Consider the following 19,594-nt stretch of genomic DNA (forward strand, 5'->3'; position numbering starts at 1 on the left):
CGACCACTGGAGCCAGCCATGACCTTGCCACCTCCTTCCCCACCGCCACAGCATGGACGCGTCCGCGTGGCGCCATTGCTAGGGATCGCCGCGATTGCCGGCGGCCTGGCGGTTGCGTTCGCCTGGACCGCCGGCTGGATCGGTGGCGACCGGCTCACCGCCGCGCGCATGACCGACACCATCGAGGCCAGCGGGCCGCCGCATCCGGGCTTTCGCCGCGCACATACCAAGGGCGTGTGTGTGAGCGGGGACTTCAAGGCCAGCGGCAAGGCCGCCTGGCTGTCGTCGGCACGCATCTTCAGCCAGGCCAGTACGCCGGTGCTCGGGCGCCTGTCGATCGGCGGCGGCGACCCGCATGGCGCCGATGGTGCGGCACGCGTACGCAGCATGGCATTGCTGTTGCGCAGCGACGACGGGCAGGAATGGCGCACCGCGATGAACAGTTTTCCGTTCTTCGTGGTGGCCACGCCGGCCGGTTTCCAGGCATTGAACGTGGCATCCCGGCCGGACCCGGCCACCGGCAAGCCCGACCCGGCCAAGCTGGCCGCGTTCGGCAAGCAGTATCCGGAATCAGCCAAGTTCCAGCAGTGGGCCAAGACCGCACCGTGGTCCAACAGCTGGGCCAACACGCAATACAACGGGGTCAATGCGTTCCGCGCGATTGCCGCCGATGGACGCGAGCGCTACATCCGCTGGTCGATGCGTCCGCATACCCCGTTCCAGGAACTCAGCGCCGAGCAGCGCGCGCAGGCCGATGGCGATTTTCTCGCCACCGATCTGGACACGCGCCTGGCGCAGGGGCCGCTGCGTTGGGACCTGGTGCTGACCGTGGCCGAGCCGGGCGATGCGGTAGACGATCCCTCGCAGCCATGGCCGGAAAGCCGCAAGCAGATCGTCGCCGGCACGGTATCGATCGATCATGCCGAGCCGCAGGCCACCGGCCCGTGCCGCGACCTGAATTACGACCCGCTGATCCTGCCCAAGGGCATTGCCGGATCCAACGACCCGATCCTGGCGGCGCGCTCGTCGGTGTATTCGCAATCGTTCAACCGGCGCGAGCATGAGATCGCCAATGGCACAGGCAGCGCCGCCACCGGCCAGGGAGCACGCCAATGAGCAGCCATACCCACTTCAATCTGCCCGCACGCGTGCTGCACTGGTTGATGGCCGCGATGATCCTGACCATGCTGTTCGTCGGCGTGGGCATGGTGGCCTCGGTGACGCAGCGGCCGTGGTTGATCGATCTGCATCGCCCCTTGGGCATTGCGATCCTGATCCTTGCGGTGCTGCGCCTGATCAATCGCCTGCGCAACCGCCCGCCGCCGCTGCCGGCCGACCTGCCGGCCTGGCAGAAGGCCGCCGCGACCGCTTCGCACTGGTTGTTGTATGCGCTGATGCTGGGCATGCCGTTGATCGGCTGGGCGATGCTGTCGGCCGGCGCTTATCCGATCGTGCTGTGGCCGGGCGCGAACCTGCCGGCGATCGCGCCGCACGATCCTGCGCTGTACGCCTGGTTGCGGAGCGCGCATGGTTGGTTGGCGTACCTGTTGTTCGCCACCGTGCTGGGGCATCTGAGCGCGGCGCTGTTCCATGCCTGGGTGCGCCGGGATGGCGTGTTTTCCAGCATGGCGCGTGGCGAGCGATCTGCGCGTTGATGGATGGGTATCGGCTCCCTTCTCCCGCCTGGGGAAGGTGCCCCCGAGGACGGATGCGGGTGCGGGCGAAGCATCGGGTTCGCCACCGTCTGGAGTGACGTTGCCTCTAACCTTCACCCCAACCCCTCTCCCGGCGGGAGAGGGGCTAGGATTTAACGCTGGCGTTTTGTCTTGGCCGCTGGCGCGGATGCTTGGATGCCCTTGCCGGTGGCGGCCCAGTAAATCCCGCCGTACAGATGCTCCAGGTAGCGTGGGTCGTTGTAGGCCTCGGCCAGGTGGCCGAGCGCGGTGGCGAACACGCGGCCGCCTTCGAAGTGGTGGTACCACGCCACAGGGTGCTGCTTGCCCATGCCCTTGGCGACCTGGCCCGGCCAGATCAGCGTGGGGTCGTAACTGGTTTCGTCCACCGTCATCAGCGTGACCAGGTCGTCGCTGTACGGCGGATCGTACTCATACCATTCGTCGGTCCACACCCAGCGCGCGGGCAGGCCGGCAGTGGCCGGGAAGTTGGCGTCCACCACGTCGACCATCGCGGTCTGCATGTATGGATGGGTGCGGAACGAGCGGCCGATCAGGTGGTCGTACCACTCCCAGTCGCCGCGCTTGATCGCAAACGCCTTGTGCACCGCCACCACGCCGCCGCCGTTGCGCACGTAGGCCTGAAAGTTCGCACGCTGCGTGGGATCCAGATCGGTGGCCGGCGTATTGAGCAGCACGATCGCCGCGTATTGCGATAGATCGCCATCGAAGGCCTTGGCATTCCACGCCCACACCAACTCGACATAATGCTTGCGCGCCATCGCTTCGAACTGCGGCTTGGCGACCGGGATATAGTCGTGGTGATACTGGTTGGGAATCGCCGCTACCAGGATCTTGAACTGCTCGGCAGACGCGTTGAATGCGCACACCATCAGCAGGCCCAACAGCCACAGGGATTTCATGCCGTTCGCTCGCAGGGATCGTTCTGGCCCGGCAGTGTACCCGCGCCTGCGCGGCATGCTTTTCGCGTTATTTGGAATAGCGGCAGGCGGCAATGCACAACGGATACGCGGCGCAGCATGGCATCCATTGCCGCGCTCGCTGACAGCGCAACGCGTCTGCGTCACCGCATCACAGCCAGCCTTTCTGCCGCGCCAGCCGATACGCTTCGATGCGATTGGCCACGCCCAGCTTGCCGATGCATTCGGACAGGTAATTGCGCACCGTGCCATGCGACAACTGCAATTGCTGCGCGATCTCGCTGGCCGAGCGGCCTTCGCCGGCCAGCCGCAACACCGTGCGCTCGCGTTCGCTCAAGGGATCGGCTTCGACCCAGGCGTCCAGCGCCAGTTGCGGGTCGATCACCCGCCCGCCACGCTGCACCTGACGCAGGGCGCCGACCAGTTGTTCGGCCGGCGCGTCCTTGAGCAGATACGCCGCCACACCGGCATCCAGCGCGCGGCGTAGAAATCCCGGGCGGGCGAAGGTGGTGACGATCATCACCCGCAGCGGCAGCGCCTGGCGCTGGATGCGCTGGGCCAGCTCCAGGCCGGTCAGGCCGGGCATTTCGATATCGGTGATCAGCACGTCCGGCTGCAGGCGTTGCAGCTCGCGCCAGGCAGTTTCGCCATCGCCTGCGCTGCCGACCACCTCGATATCGTCTTCCAGCCCAAGCAAGGCGACCAACGCGCCACGCAGCAGCGCCTGGTCTTCGGCCAACAACACCCGGATCATCGCGCGCGCTCATATGCAGACAACGGTGGCGCACGATAGCAGCGCTTGGGCCCGCCGTGCATTGCGTGCAATGCAGCGGACGTGTGCGCGATCAGCGCGACGGTGGCAGCAGCGGCACCGGCACTGGCGGCTGCGCGGTCGCCAGCGTGGGCTGGGGCAACGGCACGCTGGCGCGCAGGCGCATGCCGCGCGGCAGCGCTTCCACCTCCAGCGCGCCGCCCAGGCCGTGCAGGCGCGTGCGCATGCCGTCCAGGCCGTTGCCGGGCACGATCACCCCGCCACGTCCATCGTCGCTGATGTCCAGCACCGCCTGCTCGCCCTGCGCGCGCAGGCTCACGCGCATACGCCTGGCCTGCGCATGCCGTTGCACATTGGTGGCCGCTTCGCGCACCACCAGTGCCAATGCAGTTTCGTGTTCGGGCGACAATGCCAGCGTTTCCAGTGCGTGTTCCAGCACGATGCCGTCCATCTCCAGCAATACCCGCGCCGACGCCAGCTCGGCCACCAACCCGGCGGCGCGAATGCCGGTGACCGCGCGCCGCACCTGCGCCAGGGCATCGCGCGAAATCTGCGCCACCGCATCGATCTCGCCGCGCGCGGCCTGCGGATCGCGCGCGATCAGGCGCGCGGCCAGATCGGATTTGAGCGCCACCAGCGACAAGGTGTGGCCGAGCAGATCGTGCAGGTCGCGGCCGATGCGTTCGCGCTCGGCGGTGGCGGCCAGCCGGCGCACTTCGTCCTGCGACAGGCGCAGCAACGCGTCCTTGCGTTCGTTGATGCTGTACACCGCACCGACACCGGCCATTCCCAGCACCGACACCGGCAACCACACAAGCGATTGCAGGCGCATTCCCAGCCAGTGCGCCCAGCCCAGGTAGAGCACGTTCATCACCACCAGCATCGCGAAGTGCCGCCACAAGGCCTGCCGTGTGGACGGGGGCAGGCTCAGGCAGGCGAAGACGAAATAGCTGATCCCCGAGGGATACACCGGCAGCAACGCGGCACTGAGCACACCCATCGCCCAGGCATAGCGATACAGGGTGCCGCGCGGCGCCAGCAACATGCGCGCGTACAACAGCAGGAAGACCGGATACGACAGCAGGGTGCACAGCAGCCAGGTGCTGTCGTATCCGCGCGAGGAAAACACCGGCACCACGAACACCCAGCTCGACCACAGCAGATGCACGCCATCCATCCACGGCGACTGGCCCTGCGCCAGCCGCGCGGCAACCTGCGAATTGGCAGCGGGGCGAAGCCAGGCGGGTAACGACACGCGCATCGGGGTGGGTCCATGTGGGTGATCGGATTCTGCCACTGCCGGGCCCGACCGGGCGCCCGATGCTGCAGCCTCGCCCATCCTGAAGGGCGCGGCCAGTTGCCGCTGTCATGCACGGCAGGTGACAGCTGTCACTGGTGGATGCCGCCATCGCGGTCGCATGCTGCGCAGCACCTGGCAGCAGCGTTGGTCGCGCTACCGTTCGTCGCCGCGATCGCATTGGTGACTTCCGGCAGCTTGCGGCGCCGCCTGCGGCCGGTCACATTTCGCGCAGCATCCCGTCCTGGTCATCGATGAATACTTCCGCCGATCTGCTCAAGCAACTCCGCATCGACCGCCAGCGTCCTGCCGCCCCCGAACCTGCACGGCGCGGCGGCTGGGTCATCGCCGCCGTGATCGTCATCGTGCTGCTGGCGGCCGCGGCGTGGTGGTTCACCCGCCGCCCGGTGGCGAAGGTACAGACCGCAGCGGTGGTGGCGATCAGCGCCGGCAGCCGCAGTGCCTCGGTGCTGGACGCATCGGGCTACGTGGTGGCGCGGCGCATGGCCACGGTGTCGGCACAGGTCACCGGCAAGGTGCGCGAGGTGATGATCGAAGAAGGCATGCGCGTCGAACAAGGCCAGGTGATGGCCACGCTGGACCCGCTGGATGCCGATGCGCAGCGCACGCTGTCGGCATCGCAGCTGTCGGCCGCACGCAGCCAGGTCGACAACATGCAGGCGCAACTGGCAGTGGCCAATGCCGATGCGGCGCGGCTGCAATCGTTGGTCGGTGCGCAACTGGTGTCGCGCTCGCAGTACGAGCAGGCCACCGCACAGCGCGATGCCTTGCGCGCACAGCTGCAGAATGCGCAACGCAATGTGCGCGTGGCATCGGACCAGCTGGCGATCTCGGCAATCCGCTCGGACTTCAACGTGGTGCGTGCGCCGTTTGCCGGCGTGGTCACCGCCAAGGCCGCGCAGCCCGGCGAAATCGTCTCGCCGCTGTCGGCCGGCGGCGGCTTCACCCGCACCGGCATCGGCACCATCGTGGACATGGAATCGCTGGAGATCGAAGTGGAAGTGGGCGAGTCCTACATCGGCCGCGTGCAGCCGAAGATGCCGGTGGAAGCGGTGCTCAACGCGTATCCGGAATGGAAGATTCCCGGCGAGGTGATCGCCATCATTCCCACGGCCGACCGCGGCAAGGCCACGGTGAAGGTGCGCGTGGCGCTCAAGCTCAAGGACCCGCGCATCGTGCCGGAGATGGGCGTGCGGGTGAGCTTTCTGGAACGGGCCAATACGCAGGAGGCCAGCAAGCCGCAAGGCGTGCGCGTGCCGGCTGCGGCACTGGTCGAACGCGACACGCGCACGGTCGCGTTCGTGGTCGGCGAGCGCAACACCGTCAGCATGAAGACGGTCACTCCCGGGATGGTGATGGGCGAGGACCGCCAGGTGGTGTCGGGTTTGAGTGCGGGCGACACTGTGGTGCTGGATCCGCCGCAAGGCCTGAAAGACGGCGACACGGTGGCCGAAGCCGACGCGGCCGCTGCCGAGTAACTGCGCCGGTCACTGCAGTCACCAGCTGGGCAGCGACGCCGCTCCGGGGAGCGCGGCGCCCACGGTGGCGGCAATGGCTGATGCGGTCGTGGCTCTTGGATGGCGCTGCGATCGCGCAAGGCGATGCAATCACATAGCAACGATCACAGCGGCGTTGGTGATCCACAGCCAGCGGCGTCATCGGTCAGTGCAGACCTAGCCGCCTGGCTTGTCGCCGCCGTGCGTCGTCGCGCATGTCACCCAGCAGTTGCGTCTGTCGTCATCCAGCCTCGCACCGTCTTGCCGCCTCACCGTCACCGCATCGCCGTGTTGCCGCCTCATGCAATCGCGGTCGCCATGCCGCATCGCGCTTGCCTCTTTCCATTGCACCGCCAGGAGTCGCCATGACCGCTCTCGTCAGCTTGCGCAACATCACCAAGACCTACCAACGCGGCCCCGAGCAGGTGCAGGTGCTGCACGGCATCGACCTGGAGATCGCCAGCGGCGACTTCGTCGCGCTGATGGGTCCGTCCGGCTCGGGCAAGACCACCTTGCTCAATCTGATCGGCGGGCTGGACAACCCCAGCGGTGGCGAGATCGAGATCCAGGGCGAGCGCATCGACCGCATGAGCGGCGGCCAGCTCGCGATCTGGCGCAGTCACCACGTCGGCTTCGTGTTCCAGTTCTACAACCTGATGCCGATGCTCACCGCGCAAAAGAACGTGGAGCTGCCGTTGCTGCTCACCGCGCTCACCGCCGCGCAACGCAAGCGCAATGCGGAAATCGCCCTGACCCTGGTCGGCCTGCAGGAACGCCGCAACCACAAGCCCAGCGAACTGTCCGGCGGCCAGCAGCAGCGCGTGGCGATTGCACGCGCGATCGTGTCCGACCCCACGTTCCTGATCTGCGACGAACCCACCGGCGATCTGGACCGCCATAACGCCGAAGAGATCCTGCGCCTGCTGCAGGAACTCAATCGCGAACACGGCAAGACCATCGTGATGGTGACCCACGACCCCAAGGCCGCCGAGTACGCCACCCATACCATCCATCTGGACAAGGGCGAGCTGGCCGATGCGCCGCTCGTGCTCTAAGGGAGTGCTGCCATGAAGTATCTCTGGCTGGTGTGGGCGCAGTTGTTCCGCAGCAAGACCCGCACCTTGTTGACCTTGCTGTCGGTGGTGGCGGCGTTCCTGCTGTTCGGCATGCTCGATTCGGTGCGCGTGGCCTTCACTTCCGGCGGCAGCGTCAGCGGCGTGAACCGCCTGGTGGTGGCTTCGCGCCTGTCGATCACCCAATCGCTGCCGATCAGCCTGGAGCCGCAGATCCGCAGCGTGCCGGGCGTGCGCGATGTGACCTCGGCGATGTGGTTCGGCGGCATCTACCGCGACCCGAAGAATTTCTTCCCGAACTTTTCGGTAGCGCCCAATTTTTTCGACGTCTACAGCGAGTACGAGCTGCCCAAGGAACAGCTCAAGGCGTTCCAGACCACGCGCACCGGCGCCATCGTCGGCGAGACCCTGGCCAAGGCCAATGGCTGGAAGATCGGCGACACCATTCCGCTGCAGGCCACCATCTTCCCGCGTGGCGGCAGCAACGACTGGCCGCTGCAACTGGTCGGCATCTTCCGCATGAAGGACCGCGCGGTGGCGGCCAACCAGGAACGCCAGTTGATGATGAACTGGAAATACTTCGACGAGTCCAACGACTACATCAAGAGCAGGGTCAGCTGGTACACGGTGACGTTGCGCAACGCCGACCAGGCCTCGCGCGTGGCGCAGGCGATCGACGCGTTGTCGGCCAACTCCGATCATGAAACCAAGTCGCAGACCGAATCGGCGTTCCAGCAGGCCTTCATCAAGCAATTCGCCGATATCGGCCTGATTGTCACCTCGATCATGGCCGCGGTGTTCTTCACCTTGCTGCTGCTGACCGGCAACACCATGGCGCAGGCGGTGCGCGAGCGCATACCGGAGCTGGCCACGCTCAAGACGTTGGGCTTTCAGGACCGCACCGTGTTGAGTCTGGTGATGGTGGAGTCGGTGCTGTTGATCGGCCTGGGCGGGTTGATCGGCATGGGTCTGGCATCGCTGGTGATCCCGCTGGTGGCCGCACGCAGCGGCGGGGTGATGCCGGTGCAGGGCGTGCCACTGCAGACCTGGTTGGTCGGGCTGGGCCTGATGGCCGGCATCGGCATCGTGGTGGGTGTGCTGCCGGCGCGACGCGCGCAGCGCTTGAAGATCGTCGATGCCCTCGCCGGCCGCTGACAGGAGCATGCAGATGCAAACCCAATGGAAGAACCGTCTGGTCAACCTGCTGTCGGTCGTGTCGCTGGCCGTCGGGTTGGCCGTGTGGATCGCGCTGCCGTGGATCGGCGTGCTGGTCGCCGCCGCCTTGCTGGCGGTGTGGCTGGTTGTCACCCGCAGCGGCCGGCTGTCACTGGCCGCTGCACGTATCGGCATCGCCACGCTGCCGCAACGCTGGGGTGCCAGCTCGGTGATCGTGGTCGGCATCGCCGGTGTGGTCGGCGTGCTGGTGGCGATGCTGGCGATGGGCCAGGGGTTTCAGGCCACGCTCAACAGCACCGGCGACGACACCACCGCGATTGTTCTGCGCGGCGGCTCGCAGGCCGAAACCAACTCGGTGATCACCCGCGACCTGGTGCCGCTGATCGGCAGCCTGCCCGGCATCGCCGCCGATGCCAGGGGCCGCCCGCTGCTCTCGCCGGAGCTCTCGCAGGTGGTCAACATCGCCTCCAGATCCGATGGCACCGACGTCAACGCGCAACTGCGTGGCGTGGGCGAACAGGCCTGGGCGGTGCACGACAAGGTCAGGCTGGTGCAGGGACGGCGCTTCACCCCCGGCCTGCGCGAGATCGTGGTCGGCAAGGGCGCGTTGACTCAGTTCCGCGGACTGCAGCTGGGCAAGACGCTCACCCTCGGCAGCCAGCAATGGACCGTGGTCGGCGTGTTCGCCTCCGGCGATGCGCACGATTCGGAGCTGTGGACCGATGCGCAGACGCTGGCCACCACCTACAACCGCAGCGCCTACCAGTCGATCAGCGTGCGCACCACCGGCAAGGCCGGTTTCAGCCAGTTCAAGACCGCCATGGCCGCCGATCCGCGGCTCAAACTGGATGTGGAAACCACCCGTGCCTACTACGGCAAACAGGGCGGCGGCTTGAACAGGTTGATCAGCATCCTGGGCACGGTGATCGGCGCGATCATGGCGGTGGGCGCGGTGTTCGGCGCGCTCAATACCATGTATGCGGCGGTGGCCACGCGCGCGCGCGAGATCGCCACGATGCGGGCGATCGGTTTCCGCGGCACGCCGGTGATCATGGCGCTGATGCTGGAGACCATGCTGCTGGCGCTGCTGGGCGGCTTGCTCGGTGGCCTGATCGCCTGGGCCATCTTCAATGGCTACAGCGTGTCCACGCTGGGCAGCAACTTCAGCCAGATCGTGTTCCAGTTCAAGGTCTCGCCGGAGCTGTTGTGGAGCGGGCTCAAATGGGCGCTGGGCATTGGCCTGGTCGGCGGGCTGTTCCCGGCCTTGCGGGCGGCGCGGTTGCCGATCACGACGGCGTTGCGTGAGGTTTAGGCGGGCCGCTGGCCCGCCCGGGAATGGGGAATCGGGATTGGGGAATGGTGACAGCCAAGGCAGAGGGAGTGCGGGTGCTGCGGCTGAACGTAGTGCGGGCTGTCATCGTTCTGTCACTGCACTGCGGTAGATGCGCGGGTCGGGCAGGCCGTAGGCTGCCCGGCCGTTGCATCCATCGATCTTCGCCCATGACGCGCCTGATTCTGCTGGCCTGCGCCTGCCTGTGGCTGGCCGGCTGTTCCTCGTCCTCCACCTCGCTCAGCGAGCGCCTGGTCGCGCCCGGCGGCACCTCGCCATTGCTGGATGAGGAGCGCATTGCCGCCACTATCGCCACGGTGCCCAACCGCAGCGGGCATGTGGTCACGCGCGATCAGGTGCCGATCTTCTGGCGCGCGATCGATCCCGGCCAGTACGCCATGCACTACCGCTATCTCGGCCAGCGCCACGATCCGGCGCATGCGCTGGATGTGGATTTCAGTTTCAAGGTGCCCACCGCGACCCCACCGACGCCGCGCGGCACCGTGGTGCTGCTGCATGGCTGGATGATGGATGGCGATTCGCTGCTGCCATGGTCGCTGGAGCTGGCGCAGGCCGGCTACCGGGTGATCACCATCGACCTGCGCAACCATGGCCATTCCGGCGGTGGCCCGTCCGGTTACGGCACGCGCGAATCCGACGACGTGATCGACGTGCTCGATGCGCTGCAACCGCGTGGCGAGATCCGTGGCCCGCTGTACCTGTTCGGCATTTCCTACGGCGCCGCCACCGCACTGTTCACCGCCGACAAGCTCGGGCCGCGCGTGACCGGCGTGGTGGCGATGGAATCCTTCGCCAACGCCGGGCGCGGCATTCGCGACATGGTCCCGCACCTGCTCGCCAGCCAACCGAATGGCTGGCGTGGGCAGGCGGTGGCCGCGTATGCGCGCTGGCGTTATGCCGACCAGAATATCGATGCGGTGATCGCCGCCGCCGACCGCCAGCTGCAGCTGGACCTGGACCACGTCGATGTCACGCAGGCCTTGGCCGACACGCGCAGCTGCGTGCTGCTGGTGCATGGCGATGCCGATCAGCACATTCCGGTCGCGCATGGGCGTGCGCTGGCGCTGGCCAGCCCGCGCGCGCACTACGTCGAGCTACCTGGCGAAACCCATCTGAGCCTGCCGCTGCGGCTGGATCTGCTGGGTGGGCCGATCGACCAGTGGCTGGCGCAGACGCAACAGGATCCAGGCCACTGCCCCGCGCCGCAGGCACTGCCGACCTCCACGCTGGCGGTGGCGACACCGGCGTTGGCGCCGCGCGGCTGAGAGCGGTGGACGAAGGTCGCGAACGGTCGTCAGGCGGGAGCGGACCGCGCGTTCCGAAACGGTGGGTCTGAATGACATGCCGATGACTGCACCCGCACCGCGGTGAACGCAGTCGTCTGTTGCTCGCCCTGAATCCAGGCAGGAGCTGGGCAACGGCAGGCTGTCGAAGCGCGCACCGCGCTGCTGCCCACCGCGCAACGCAGCCACTGCGCGATTGAACGGATCGCGCAGCGGCCGATGCTTAAGGCGTCACCACCACCTGCCGCCGCTGCCGCCACAGGCTATCGCCGACGAACAGCAGCAGCCCCACCCAGATCGCGGCAAATCCGATCGCGCGCCCCTGATCGAACGGCTCGTGGAAGAACCACACGCCCAGCAGCAACTGCAGGCTCGGCGCGATGTATTGCAGGATGCCCACCAGCGAAAGCGGAATCCGCCGCACGCCATACGCAAACCCGATCAGCGGCACCGCGGTCAGCACGCCGCCGACGATCAGCAGCAGATCGGTACGCAGGTCCCAGCCGCTCAGGAAGGCGCCGCCATGGCCCTGCTCGCCCCAGCCCGCCAGCAGCAGCGCCGGCACGAACAGTACACGCTTTCCACGCCCAGCCCGGCTACCGGATCCACCGCCACCAGCTTGCGCAGCAGGCCGTAGGCACCGAACGAGAACGCCAGCCCCAGCGCGATCCACGGTGGCGCACCGGCATCCAGGGTCAGCCACAGCACGCCCGCCGCCGCACACACCACCGCCACCCACTGGATGCGCTGCAGGCGTTCCTTCAGCACCAGCACGCCCAGCAACACGCTCAGCAGCGGATTGATGAAATAGCCCAGGCTGGCCTCGATCACATGCCCGGCGTTGATCGCCCAGATATACAGGCCCCAGTTGAACGCAATCGCCACGCTGCTGCCGGCCAGCATCCATAGCGCGCGCGGCTGCGCGGCGATGGCGCGCCACCAGCGCAGGCCCGAGGTGGCCAGCAACCACGCCACCACCAGCAGCGCGCTCCAGACGATGCGGTGCGCGATGATCTGCAGCGACGGCACCGCCTTGAGCAGGTGCCAGTACAGCGGCACCAGGCCCCAGATCACGAAGGTCGATGCGGTGATCAACAGCCCGCGACGCGCCTCGGTCGGCGAGACCGCCGTCATCGCCGCGCCTTGGCCAGGGTCACCACCAGCACGCCGGACAGGATCACCGCCATCGCGCCGATGTCGTGCGCGCTGAAACGCTCATGCCCCAGCCAGGCACCCAACGCCACCGCAATCACCGGGTTGACGTAGGCGTAGCTGCCGGCCAACGCCGGGCGCACGTGATGCAGCAGCCACACGTAGGCGGTAAACGCCACGATCGAGCCGAACACGCACAGATAGGCCACGGCCAGCAGCCCCTGCGAGGTCGGCAGGCTCTGTGGGCGCTCGCCGATCAGCAGGCCGGTGCTGACCAGCAACACGCCGCCGCACAACATCTGCCCGGCGGCAGTCATGAACGGCGACGGCAGGTCGCGTCCGCGCGACCACACCGAGCCGAAGGCCCAGCCGATCGGCGCGATCAGCAACAACACCAGCCCGCCCGGCGTGGCGGTCAGGCTGCTGCCGGCGTTGAGCCAGACCACGCCCAGAAAGCCGATCACGATACCCAGCCATTCGCCACGGCTGGCGTGCTGCCCGCGCAAGGCGCCGAACAAGGCCATCCACAGCGGCACCGATGCCACCGAGGTGGCGGCCAGGCCCGACGACACGCTGCGCTCGGCCAGCACCACCATGCCGTTGCCCAGCAGCAACAGGGCCGCGCCCATCATTGCCACGTTCTTCCATTGCGCGCGCGTCGGCGCAGCCACCCCGCGCCAGCGCAGCACCGCATACAGCACCGTGCCGGCCACGATGAAGCGCGTCCCGGACACCATGGTCAGCGGGAGCGCGCCGCCTTCCAACGCAAAGCGGATCGCCAGATAGGTCGAGCCCCAGACCACATAGACCAGCAACAACGCGACAACGACCAGGCCGCTGCGCGCAGGCGCCACAGCATCGTGTGAAGAGGACATCGAAGATTGCCAAATACAGCGGAAGCTTCAATTCTAGATCACCTGCCCACGCCAACGTCGTACGCCTCTCGGGCGCCTGCCGCGGTATGGTGCGCATTGATCCCCGGCCCGGAGTGCATATGCAGCGTCGCGTCCCCTGGTTGATGTTGGCCGCCCTGACCGTGCTATCGGCCAGCGCATTGGCACGCGTACCCGAACCCTGGGAGCCCAGCGGGCGCAAGCTCCTCGAGGCCGGGCTGGACGGTTCGTTGGCGCCGGAGATCGCGCCCGAACAAACCGAGCTCAAGGTCATGCTCTCGGCAAACCGCGCCGGCGCTTACCTGCTCGGCGTCGCCAGCAGCAGTTACCGCACGCAATGGTGCATGCCGGCCGGCAAGAGCGGCCCGCCGGATATGCAGGCGATCATCAGCGATATCGGCGCGCTACCCGACGCGCGCCTGGACGAAGCCGCACCTGCGTTGATCGTGCAGGCGCTGGCCAAGCGCTACCCGTGCCGCAAATAGGCGGCGCGGTCGCCGCAAGCCGGCTCGACCAACCGCCACGCAATGGCCGGATGCACTGACGTTCGCCTCGCCGATCGCCCGACGCCCGGGCTCGAAAGCAGCAGGCGTTTGCACACCGCCGGCCCTACTTGCGCGCGGCGTCACTGCTGGCGCGGATCGCCTTGAACTCCGAACCGTCCTGCCAGCTCGGCCACTGCCGGCCGTTGGCCAGCGCCACGCCGACATCGTAGACCAGGGTGGTGTCGGCCGCGTGGCCGCTGGCATCCCATTGCGGGGTCCAGCGATCGCAGGGCTGGTGATAGCACTCGGCAAAATACTTGTCGCGCAGCGCCTTGCCGGCCGCCACGCCGCCGTCGAGCATGTCCAGCCCGGGACCGGCGGTGATCGCCGGCACGCCCATGCGCGCAAAGGCGAAATGGTCGGCGCGGTAGAAGAAGCCCGCTTCCAGATTCGGGTCCGGCGAATAGCTGCGGCCGCGCGCCTTGGCGGCGGTTTCCAGATCGCCTTCCAGCGATACCCGTCCGCGTCCCCACGAGGCGATATCGCGGGTGGGGCCATCGGGGCTGAACATCTCCATGTTGAGCACCGCCACGGTCTTGTCCAGCGGCGCCAGCGGATGCGCGGCGTAATAGTTGGCGCCGAGCAAGCCCTTCTCTTCCGCCGTCAACGCGATGAAATACAGCGTGCGCTGCGGCTTGGGGCCGGCCGCGAACACGCGCGCCAGTTCCAGCACGCTGGCCACGCCGGTGGCGTTGTCCACCGCGCCACGCCGCACCGTGTCGCCGCCGGCATCGGCCTTGCCCACGCCGAAGGCATCCCAGTGCGCGGAGAAGATCACCGTCTCGTCCGGATGCTGGCTGCCGGTGAGCTTGGCCACCACGTTGTGCGTGACCACGCGCTCGCGCTTGAGCTTGAAGTCCACCGACAGCGTCGCATCGCCCAACGCCACCGGGGCGAAGTCGCGCTGCTGCGCGCGCTGCTTGGCCTGCGCAAAATCCAGCCCGGCGCGCTGGAACAGCGACACCGCCAACGCCTGCTGCATCCAGCCACGCACCGGCACATGCTGCGCCTTCGCATCGGCATCGCTGCGTTCGATATCGAACAACGGCGACAGGCCCGAACTCTGCACCGTCGCCCAGCCGTACGCGGCCGGCGCGGTCTCGTGCACGATCAACACGCCGGCGGCACCACGACGCGCGGCCTCTTCGTACTTGTAGGTCCAGCGGCCGTAGTAGGTCACCGCCTTGCCATCGAAGGCGCCAGGCTGGCTGGATTCGAAGTCGGCATCGTTGATCAGCACCACCGCGATCTTGCCGCGCAGGTCCACGCCCTTGTAGTCGTCCCACTGCCGCTCCGGCGCACTGATGCCGTAGCCCACGAACACCAGCGGTGCATGCTTCAAGCGCACCGCGTCCTGCGGACGCAGGCTCTGCAGGGTCACATCGGTGCCATTGACCAGCGTCTGGCTCTTGCCGCCGACACGCAGGCTGGCGCGCACCGGGCCATCGACCTGGGCGCGCACCAACGGCACCGCCTGGGTCCAACCGCCCTGCTCGCCACCCGGCTGCAGGCCGCCAGCCTTGAACTGCTCGACCAGGTAATCGACCGTGCGCTGCTCGCCGGCACTGGCCGGCGCACGGCCCTCGAACTCGTCCGAGGCCAGCAGGCGCACATGCCGCGACAACGCTTCGGCATCGATGCCGCCACCGGGCAGATCGTTGGCGGCCTGCGCCACGCCCCCCACGAACAGGCAGGCGGACAACAACAGGATGCGCATCGGATTCACGGCATGGCCTTGCAACAGATAGATGACACACAGTTTACAAGCGCGCGGCCGCCACGGGAGCGCTTTGACCCGCGCTGGCAGGCGCGATGTCTTCCTTTCTAGCAGGCCCCTTGGGCTGCATGGATGCTGTCACGGAGCTGCATGGGGGTGTACGGAATGTCATGCGCGTGGTGATGGCATCGCGCTTTCGACTCACTGGGCTTTTTGAACCGAGACTTTTTTCGCGTCTAAACGCGGCTACGGGTCAAGGTCTCGATTGTTTTGGCATTGTTTTCCGGAGCCTGTGCAGTGCGGATAGATCGGTTGCAGGGCGGCGGATCTGCGGCTTGGCTGCAAGGCCCTTGCCCGCCCACCATCGCGGGACACGCCGCAAGTACGTCCATGTAGGCTCTTACGCGGCATCCATGCCGCGTAAGGTCCCGCGACGGTGAACGGGCAAGGACCCGTCGGGATGGTCGGTGTGCATGGTTAAAAGCGGTGCATGACCTGCGCTGGTCGGATCACTTGTGCGTTCGATTAGCGCCTCACCATCTTCCGATCACAAGCCGAGCGGCAGACAGGCTTCAACACGCAACTTAAAACGTCTCAGCTACGACCGCTAGCCGAGCAACAAGCTTTCAAAAGCAGCCGACCAACTGTCTGGTGCGATGTCCTCGCCAGTTGCGGGACCGTATGAAGGCATGGATGCCGCCACCGCGCCTCCACGGACGGATTTACGGAGTGTCGCGCAAGCGGTGAGGGCACCGCGCGCTCGACCGACGCGGCTTTTGACTGTTGCCGAACGACGCGACGACTCGCTGCAGCGCTCTAGTGGGGTGTTACCCACTCCAGTGGTGCTAATTGGTACGCGTCGCGCGATCCAGCCAGCACGCCAGGCCCTGCGCGTTGAGTTCGATATCGGTGCCCAGTAGCTGCGCCACGCGTGCATCGTCCAGCCGGCAGCCGTGCAGGCGGGCGCGCTGCAGATACAGGTCGGTCAGCGCCGCCACCATGCAGCGATGGCGGTCAGCATGCTGCGCGCAGTCCAGCGCGATGGCGGTCATCGCATGGATCTGCTCGACCAGTGCCTGCGCCAGCGGTGCCGGCGATTCGACCCGGCCGTAGTGGGTGAGATACATCGCCTGCGGCGCGGTCTCCATCAGCCGCGCGATCGAGTGCAGCATCGCCTCCGGTTCGAATTGCACCGGCGAGGAGGTCGGCAGGATGAAGGCGCCTTGCGCGCTATCGAGCTGGCGATACGACAGGCCGAAGGTGTCGCCAGTGAACCAGCTGCGGCTGCGCGCATCCCACACGCACAGATGATGGCGTGCGTGGCCCGGCGTCTCGATGGTGCGCAGCGCGCGCTCGCCCAGCATCACGGTCTGTCCGTCGACCGCTTCCACCACGCGCTCGGCCGGCACCGGCACGATCGCGCCGTAACTGCGCGTCATTTCCGCCGCGCCGTACACCGCCGTGGCACCGGCGATCAGTCGGGCGGGGTCGATCATGTGCGGCGCGCCACGCGGGTGCACCAGCACCCGCGCATTGGGCAAATGCTGCAGCAACGCACCCGCTCCGCCGGCGTGATCCAGATGCACGTGGGTCAGGATTAGCCAGTCCACCTGCGCCGGCGTCAGCCCGGCCGACTGCAATGCGGCCAGCATCTGCGGCACCGACAGGGAAGTGCCGCAATCGACGAAGGCGCCACGTTGCGCCTCGACGATCAGGTACGCCGCATCGAACTGCACACCGCCAAAACCGGTGTCGATGGTGTGGATGCTGGAATCGGCGGTCGCTGTCATTGCTCCCCCACGGCTATGCGAGAGGCCACAGTCTAGCCACCGGCTCCACGGGTGTCGTTACGCCTCGCGCAACACGCGCAGCGCCGCCAGGATCAACTCCGCCTCCACCTGCGCATGCACGCCCGGCAATTGCAGGTCGCTGCCCTGCTCGGCCTGCTTCAGCCGCGCAATCAGCTGGCCCGCATCGCGTGGCGAGGCGAAGCCATCGCTCTGCAGCAGCAACGCACCGGCGCCATCTGTCAACTTGAAATAGAACTGCCCGTCGCTCTCGCGGTATTGCTTGAACACCGGCGGCGCGCTCTTCTCGCCCACCGGGGTCGCAGCCGCATCGCCCTGGCTGGACAGATCGCGCAGCCCCACCGCAGCACGCAGCTCGGCCAGAAACGGCGTGGCGTAGCGCGCGCGCAGACGTGCGCCACCGGCGCGCAGAATCGCCTCGATCTTGGCCGGCTCGGCCATCAGCGCCTCATAACGCGTGCGCAGCGGTGCGATCTCCTGGTCGATACGCTCGAACAGCTGCTGCTTGGCATCGCCCCAGCCGATGCCATCGGCAAAAGCCTGCGCAAAGGCCGCCGTTTCCTGCGGCGTGGCGAAGGCCTGGTACAGCTGGAACAATGCCGACCCCTGGGTGTCCTTGGCCTCGCCCGGCGCGCGCGAATCGGTGAGGATGGAGAACACCAGCTTGCGCAGTTCCTCGCGCGGGGCGAACAGCGGAATCGTGTTGCCGTAACTCTTGCTCATCTTGCGGCCGTCCAGACCCGGCAAGGTCGAGACCTGCTCGTCGATCACCGCCTCGGGCAGGGTGAAGAAGTCACGGCCATACACGTGGTTGAAGCGCTGGGCGAAATCGCGCGCCATCTCGATATGCTGGATCTGGTCGCGCCCCACCGGCACCTTGTGCGCGTTGAAGATCAGGATGTCTGCAGCCATCAGCACCGGGTACATGAACAAGCCGGCGGTCACGCCCGCATCATCGTCTTCGCCGTCGGCGCGATTCTTGTCCACCGCCGCCTTGTAGGCATGCGCGCGGTTGAGGATGCCCTTGCCGGCCACGCAAGTCAGCAGCCACAGCAACTCGGTGGTCTCCGGCACATCGGACTGGCGATAGAACCACACCGTTTCCGGGTCCAGTCCGCAGGCCAGCCAGCTGGCGGCGATCTCCAATGTGGAGCGCTGCGTCCGCGCCGGGTCCTGCGCCTTGATCAGGCTATGCAGGTCGGCCAGGAAGTAGAAGCTTTCCGCATCGGCAGCCGCACTGGCCTGGATAGCCGGGCGGATCGCACCGACGTAATTGCCCAGATGCGGGGTGCCGGAAGTGGTGATGCCGGTAAGGACGCGAGTGGTCATCTGCGTAAGGCCAGGGAGTCAGCACGCAAGTTTAGCGGTTCCGTGCCCCTAGCATGACCGCAACCGTGCCTTGTGCCTGCGTCTACCGTCTTCGGCGGCAGACGCAGAAAGGGCCGCATCGAGCGGCCCGTCTTGTGCAGTTGGCGCTCACCACGGCGGGTGGACGCGGTTGCGCGGCACCGTCAGGTGTCGTCGCGCAACGACTTTTCAAAGGCGCGCACCTCGGTCTGGGCGCGGTCGCGGTCCCAGCCGTAGCGCTCCTGGAGCTTGCCCTGCAGATATTCGGCATTGCCCTCGGCAACCTTGAAATCGTCGTCAGTGAGGTCGCCCCACTTGGCCTGCGCCTTGCCTTTGAGCTGGGTCCACTTGCCGGAAATGATGTCAGTGTTCATTGCGTCGACTCCGCTGATGCGGCCGCGATTGACCGTCTGCGCAGGTTGCCCACGGCGCCGTTCGCCGCAGATCAAAAGCCGTCAAATCCGCACTCACCGCACTGAACGGTTGCCTACGCTTGCGGCGCAGTTTTTTCGCATGGCTGCGCCGTCGCATGCCCAGATGCGTCGCCGCGCTGCCCTGCCTGCGCAAGGCATCAGGCAAAAAAAACGGGCCTTGCGGCCCGTTTTTTCTGCATGCAGCGCTAGATTACTTGCGCGCAGCGTCTTCCACCTTCTCGCCAGCGCCCTGCACGTCCTTGCCGGCACCTGCGACGGTGTTGCAACCCGACAGCATACCGACCGACAACACCGACAGCACCAGCAGCACAATTGCACGCTTCATAACAGACTCCTTCGTGGGTAAAGCGGCGGCTTGCCGCAGATCAATCAAATCAAACAACTAGGGTTCAAACAAAACGCAAGGATCAGCACTTACCGTCGCTGCAATTGTCGGCCTTCTTTTCGACCTTCTCACCTGCACCCTGCATGTCCTTGCCAGCGCCGGCCATGGTGTTGCAGCCAGTCATCACGCCGGCCGAAAACAGGCCCAGTACCATCAGTGTCAGCAGTCGCTTCATCGGTCTTCCTCAGTTCTGCGTTCGGTGCAGACGCACCGTGTCTGGCGACAAATCT

Annotated in this window: 18 protein-coding genes and 1 pseudogene; 8 read left to right on the forward strand and 11 right to left on the reverse strand. The window is 66.8% G+C overall.

What is annotated here, in order from left to right:
• Positions 1-18 precede the first annotated feature (18 nt).
• Both KHN93_RS19700 and KHN93_RS19705 read left to right on the forward strand, forming a co-directional pair.
• Positions 19-1,116 carry a catalase family peroxidase gene (locus tag KHN93_RS19700; RefSeq protein ID WP_211921163.1) on the forward strand — a complete coding sequence of 366 codons (1,098 nt, stop codon included), beginning with the start codon at positions 19-21 and terminating at the stop codon, positions 1,114-1,116.
• On the forward strand, positions 1,113-1,655 hold the full coding sequence (locus KHN93_RS19705; protein WP_016902642.1) for a cytochrome b: 543 nt from the start codon (positions 1,113-1,115) through the stop codon (positions 1,653-1,655). Before KHN93_RS19700 ends, KHN93_RS19705 begins: the two co-directional genes overlap by 4 nt.
• 152 nt (positions 1,656-1,807) lie before the next feature.
• On the opposite strand, the gene KHN93_RS19710 is transcribed toward KHN93_RS19705, so the two are convergent.
• From KHN93_RS19710 to KHN93_RS19720, 3 genes are all read right to left on the reverse strand, one after another.
• Positions 1,808-2,596, reverse strand: coding sequence for a ThuA domain-containing protein (locus tag KHN93_RS19710; RefSeq protein WP_104560502.1), 789 nt, complete (start codon positions 2,594-2,596; stop codon positions 1,808-1,810).
• A gap of 169 nt (positions 2,597-2,765) precedes the next feature.
• Positions 2,766-3,368, reverse strand: a complete 603-nt coding sequence (locus KHN93_RS19715) for a response regulator transcription factor (protein ID WP_016902640.1) — start codon at positions 3,366-3,368, stop codon at positions 2,766-2,768.
• Between the two features lie 91 nt (positions 3,369-3,459).
• Positions 3,460-4,647 carry a sensor histidine kinase gene (locus KHN93_RS19720; protein ID WP_211921165.1) on the reverse strand — a complete coding sequence of 396 codons (1,188 nt, stop codon included), beginning with the start codon at positions 4,645-4,647 and terminating at the stop codon, positions 3,460-3,462.
• Between the two features lie 290 nt (positions 4,648-4,937).
• On the opposite strand from KHN93_RS19720, the gene KHN93_RS19725 reads away from it, so the two are divergent.
• From KHN93_RS19725 to KHN93_RS19745, 5 genes are all read left to right on the forward strand, one after another.
• Positions 4,938-6,182 (forward strand): efflux RND transporter periplasmic adaptor subunit, encoded by a 1,245-nt coding sequence (locus tag KHN93_RS19725; RefSeq protein WP_211921167.1) that lies wholly within the window; start codon positions 4,938-4,940, stop codon positions 6,180-6,182.
• 383 nt (positions 6,183-6,565) lie between these two features.
• Complete coding sequence (locus KHN93_RS19730) at positions 6,566-7,255, forward strand: ABC transporter ATP-binding protein (protein WP_211921169.1); 690 nt, start codon at positions 6,566-6,568, stop codon at positions 7,253-7,255.
• 12 nt (positions 7,256-7,267) lie between these two features.
• Positions 7,268-8,428, forward strand: a complete 1,161-nt coding sequence (locus KHN93_RS19735) for an ABC transporter permease (protein WP_046344898.1) — start codon at positions 7,268-7,270, stop codon at positions 8,426-8,428.
• A gap of 7 nt (positions 8,429-8,435) precedes the next feature.
• Positions 8,436-9,761, forward strand: coding sequence for an ABC transporter permease (locus KHN93_RS19740; protein ID WP_374057821.1), 1,326 nt, complete (start codon positions 8,436-8,438; stop codon positions 9,759-9,761).
• Between the two features lie 188 nt (positions 9,762-9,949).
• Positions 9,950-11,065: an alpha/beta fold hydrolase gene (locus KHN93_RS19745; RefSeq protein WP_024939054.1), complete on the forward strand. Its 1,116-nt coding sequence runs from the start codon at positions 9,950-9,952 to the stop codon at positions 11,063-11,065.
• Positions 11,066-11,306: 241 nt separating this feature from the next.
• On the opposite strand, the pseudogene rarD reads toward KHN93_RS19745, so the two are convergent.
• Positions 11,307-12,217 (reverse strand): annotated as a pseudogene (rarD, locus tag KHN93_RS19750) (EamA family transporter RarD).
• Positions 12,214-13,110 (reverse strand): drug/metabolite exporter YedA, encoded by an 897-nt coding sequence (gene yedA, locus KHN93_RS19755; RefSeq protein WP_184551819.1) that lies wholly within the window; start codon positions 13,108-13,110, stop codon positions 12,214-12,216. The pseudogene rarD and the gene yedA overlap by 4 nt, the downstream one beginning before the upstream one ends.
• 86 nt (positions 13,111-13,196) lie before the next feature.
• Between yedA and KHN93_RS19760 the strand changes: the two genes are divergently transcribed.
• Entirely contained in the window at positions 13,197-13,613 is a 417-nt protein-coding gene (locus KHN93_RS19760) for a Rap1a/Tai family immunity protein (RefSeq protein ID WP_046344903.1), read from the forward strand.
• Between the two features lie 124 nt (positions 13,614-13,737).
• Here KHN93_RS19760 and KHN93_RS19765 read toward each other — a convergent pair whose 3' ends face one another.
• The 6 genes from KHN93_RS19765 to KHN93_RS19790 form a co-directional block, all read right to left on the reverse strand.
• On the reverse strand, positions 13,738-15,390 hold the full coding sequence (locus KHN93_RS19765; RefSeq protein WP_065048491.1) for a M28 family metallopeptidase: 1,653 nt from the start codon (positions 15,388-15,390) through the stop codon (positions 13,738-13,740).
• 845 nt (positions 15,391-16,235) lie between these two features.
• Positions 16,236-17,180 carry an MBL fold metallo-hydrolase gene (locus KHN93_RS19770; protein ID WP_104560514.1) on the reverse strand — a complete coding sequence of 315 codons (945 nt, stop codon included), beginning with the start codon at positions 17,178-17,180 and terminating at the stop codon, positions 16,236-16,238.
• Positions 17,181-17,237: 57 nt separating this feature from the next.
• Entirely contained in the window at positions 17,238-18,527 is a 1,290-nt protein-coding gene (locus KHN93_RS19775; protein ID WP_104560516.1) for a tryptophan--tRNA ligase, read from the reverse strand.
• Positions 18,528-18,709: 182 nt separating this feature from the next.
• On the reverse strand, positions 18,710-18,919 hold the full coding sequence (locus tag KHN93_RS19780; RefSeq protein WP_016904514.1) for a CsbD family protein: 210 nt from the start codon (positions 18,917-18,919) through the stop codon (positions 18,710-18,712).
• A gap of 250 nt (positions 18,920-19,169) precedes the next feature.
• Entirely contained in the window at positions 19,170-19,304 is a 135-nt protein-coding gene (locus tag KHN93_RS19785) for an entericidin A/B family lipoprotein (protein ID WP_016904515.1), read from the reverse strand.
• An 82-nt stretch (positions 19,305-19,386) separates the two neighbouring features.
• The gene (locus KHN93_RS19790; RefSeq protein ID WP_006451340.1) at positions 19,387-19,539 is read right to left on the reverse strand and encodes an entericidin A/B family lipoprotein; all 153 of its coding nucleotides are present in this window, start codon (positions 19,537-19,539) and stop codon (positions 19,387-19,389) included.
• Between the last annotated feature and the right edge of the window lie 55 nt (positions 19,540-19,594).

The sequence above is a fragment of the Xanthomonas arboricola pv. juglandis genome (genome assembly GCF_905367715.1).
GTDB classification, from domain to species: domain Bacteria; phylum Pseudomonadota; class Gammaproteobacteria; order Xanthomonadales; family Xanthomonadaceae; genus Xanthomonas; species Xanthomonas arboricola.

What these genes read in the sequence shown, in the direction of transcription:
- KHN93_RS19725 (WP_211921167.1), top strand. Translation starts at nt 4,938, where the DNA reads ATGAATACTTCCGCCGATCTGCTCAAGCAACTCCGCATCGACCGCCAG.
- KHN93_RS19745 (WP_024939054.1), top strand. Translation starts at nt 9,950, where the DNA reads ATGACGCGCCTGATTCTGCTGGCCTGCGCCTGCCTGTGGCTGGCCGGC.
- yedA (WP_184551819.1), bottom strand. Translation starts at nt 13,110, where the DNA reads ATGTCCTCTTCACACGATGCTGTGGCGCCTGCGCGCAGCGGCCTGGTC.
- KHN93_RS19705 (WP_016902642.1), top strand. Translation starts at nt 1,113, where the DNA reads ATGAGCAGCCATACCCACTTCAATCTGCCCGCACGCGTGCTGCACTGG.
- KHN93_RS19710 (WP_104560502.1), bottom strand. Translation starts at nt 2,596, where the DNA reads ATGAAATCCCTGTGGCTGTTGGGCCTGCTGATGGTGTGCGCATTCAAC.
- KHN93_RS19730 (WP_211921169.1), top strand. Translation starts at nt 6,566, where the DNA reads ATGACCGCTCTCGTCAGCTTGCGCAACATCACCAAGACCTACCAACGC.
- KHN93_RS19735 (WP_046344898.1), top strand. Translation starts at nt 7,268, where the DNA reads ATGAAGTATCTCTGGCTGGTGTGGGCGCAGTTGTTCCGCAGCAAGACC.
- KHN93_RS19785 (WP_016904515.1), bottom strand. Translation starts at nt 19,304, where the DNA reads ATGAAGCGTGCAATTGTGCTGCTGGTGCTGTCGGTGTTGTCGGTCGGT.
- KHN93_RS19780 (WP_016904514.1), bottom strand. Translation starts at nt 18,919, where the DNA reads ATGAACACTGACATCATTTCCGGCAAGTGGACCCAGCTCAAAGGCAAG.
- KHN93_RS19715 (WP_016902640.1), bottom strand. Translation starts at nt 3,368, where the DNA reads ATGATCCGGGTGTTGTTGGCCGAAGACCAGGCGCTGCTGCGTGGCGCG.
- KHN93_RS19790 (WP_006451340.1), bottom strand. Translation starts at nt 19,539, where the DNA reads ATGAAGCGACTGCTGACACTGATGGTACTGGGCCTGTTTTCGGCCGGC.
- KHN93_RS19775 (WP_104560516.1), bottom strand. Translation starts at nt 18,527, where the DNA reads ATGACCACTCGCGTCCTTACCGGCATCACCACTTCCGGCACCCCGCAT.
- KHN93_RS19770 (WP_104560514.1), bottom strand. Translation starts at nt 17,180, where the DNA reads ATGACAGCGACCGCCGATTCCAGCATCCACACCATCGACACCGGTTTT.
- KHN93_RS19765 (WP_065048491.1), bottom strand. Translation starts at nt 15,390, where the DNA reads ATGCGCATCCTGTTGTTGTCCGCCTGCCTGTTCGTGGGGGGCGTGGCG.
- KHN93_RS19720 (WP_211921165.1), bottom strand. Translation starts at nt 4,647, where the DNA reads ATGCGCGTGTCGTTACCCGCCTGGCTTCGCCCCGCTGCCAATTCGCAG.
- KHN93_RS19700 (WP_211921163.1), top strand. Translation starts at nt 19, where the DNA reads ATGACCTTGCCACCTCCTTCCCCACCGCCACAGCATGGACGCGTCCGC.
- KHN93_RS19760 (WP_046344903.1), top strand. Translation starts at nt 13,197, where the DNA reads ATGGTGCGCATTGATCCCCGGCCCGGAGTGCATATGCAGCGTCGCGTC.
- KHN93_RS19740 (WP_374057821.1), top strand. Translation starts at nt 8,436, where the DNA reads ATGCAGATGCAAACCCAATGGAAGAACCGTCTGGTCAACCTGCTGTCG.